The sequence below is a fragment of the Robinsoniella sp. genome (genome assembly GCF_034124845.1).
In genome coordinates, this window is record NZ_JAWYAJ010000195.1 from 1 (window position 1) to 1,896 (window position 1,896).

Below are 1,896 nucleotides of genomic sequence, written 5' to 3' on the forward strand. Positions count from 1 at the left end.
CTTTTGTAAGAAGCAGTTCAACAACATATTCCTTGTTGCCCATCTCATCATTCTGAACTCTTGCTTCCGCACTGTCAACATCCGTACCATTTAATACAACGGTACCATCTGTGAGTTCAAACTGCAGAGAACCAGGCTTTCCAAGTTCTTCGAGAATCTTGTTCGCATCTGTTACACCGGGAATTTCGATGTTGATACGGTCACTGCCTTCCTGATAAACCTGTGCTTCTGTACTGTACTGGGATACACGCTGCTGTAACTTGTAAATGGTATCCTTCATATCTTCTTCAGACGGAGTCTCATCTCCCACTGCCTGATATGTAATACTTACACCGCCGGATAAATCCAGGCCGGTCTTAATATTTCTGGCAGAACCAGTTCCTGTAGGACCAAATCCCACTGATGTAGTAAATGCCAAAAGCCCCAATAAGATTGTCATGGCAACTACTACAATAATCGCTTTTTGCTTGTTCATGATGCTTCTCCTTCTCTCTCATTTGTAATCTTTAATCCAAAGACGCCTGTGCTGCTTTTATCATGATTGCACATTCAACACGCTTGCGCTGCAGTTCACAGCCGATATCATAAGCATCATTGATCTGCCCATGAAATTTAAATGAATTTGCCGCGCATCCTCCGCTGCAGTAAAATCTTGCAAAGCATTTCCGGCACTTTTCCTTTGCATATACATTGCAGCATTTAAACTCATCACGCATGTCCGTCTTCGTTACTCCTTCATCCACATTGCCCATCAGAAATTCTTCTTCCCCTACAAACTGATGGCATGGATACAGATCCCCCCATGGAGTGACTGCCAGATATTCCGTACCGGAACCACACCCCGACAATCTCTTGTACACACAGGGACCTCCTGTTAAATCTATCATAAAATGGAAGAAGTTAAACCCTTTACCCTCTTTTTCACGTTTTACCATCTCTGCTGCCAGCTTGTCATACTCTTCACAGATCGCTGCAATATCTTCTTCGCGGATTGCATACTCTTCTTCCGGAAGAGACACAACCGGTTCCACCGATATCTGCTCAAATCCAAGATCAGCCAGATGCAGAACATCCTTGGCAAAGTCCAGGTTGTTTCTGGTAAAGGTTCCTCTCACATAATATTTTTCCTGATTTCTGCTTTCTGCAAATTTTTGGAATTTAGGAACGATTAAATCGTAACTGCCTTTTCCATTTCTAAAAGGCCTCATAAGATCATTGACTTCCTCTCGGCCGTCAATGCTGAGCACCACATTTGCCATTTCTTTATTGGCAAATTCCATGACCTCATCATTTAGAAGAACGCCATTGGTTGTCAATGTAAAACGGAAGTTCTTGCCATGGATTTTTTCCTGCTCTCTTCCGTATTTGACCAGATCTTTTACAACCTGCCAGTTCATAAGCGGTTCTCCACCGAAGAAATCCACTTCCAGATTCTTTCTGGAACCGGAGTTGGCGATTAGAAAATCAAGTGCTTTCTTCCCGACTTCGAAACTCATAAGAGCACGTCTTCCATGGTATTCTCCCTCTTCTGCAAAACAATATTTACAGGCGAGGTTACAGTCATGTGCGATATGCAGGCAGAGTGCTTTTACGACGGTCTGCCTTTTCTTAAAATCGATAATTGCTTCTTCATAGATGTCTTCTGTAAAAAGTACACCCGCTTCTTTTAATTCCTCACACTCAGCAACTGCCTCCATAATGTCGGCGCTGCCGTATGTATCTTTTAACCGATCTGCGATTTCTTCTGGCTTTAGTCCTTCTTCTATAAAAGGAACCACGTCATAAACGATGTCATCCACTACATGGATGGCTCCACTGTTCACATCCAGTAAGATGTTATAGCCATTATTTTTATATTGATGGACCACTGTATATCCCCTTTCAAATCCACTCCAT

The 1,896-nt window shown here is 42.8% G+C and carries 1 protein-coding gene and 1 pseudogene; both read right to left on the reverse strand.

Translation table 11 applies throughout. The annotated features are described in order from the left end of the window. Window positions 1-475: pseudogene (locus tag ACH2DQ_RS09170) on the reverse strand (protein translocase subunit SecDF); the annotation flags it as partial. A gap of 31 nt (window positions 476-506) precedes the next feature. After that, window positions 507-1,868: a thioether cross-link-forming SCIFF peptide maturase gene (gene scfB, locus ACH2DQ_RS09175; protein ID WP_394915690.1), complete on the reverse strand. Its 1,362-nt coding sequence runs from the start codon at window positions 1,866-1,868 to the stop codon at window positions 507-509. Window positions 1,869-1,896: the final 28 nt, after the last annotated feature.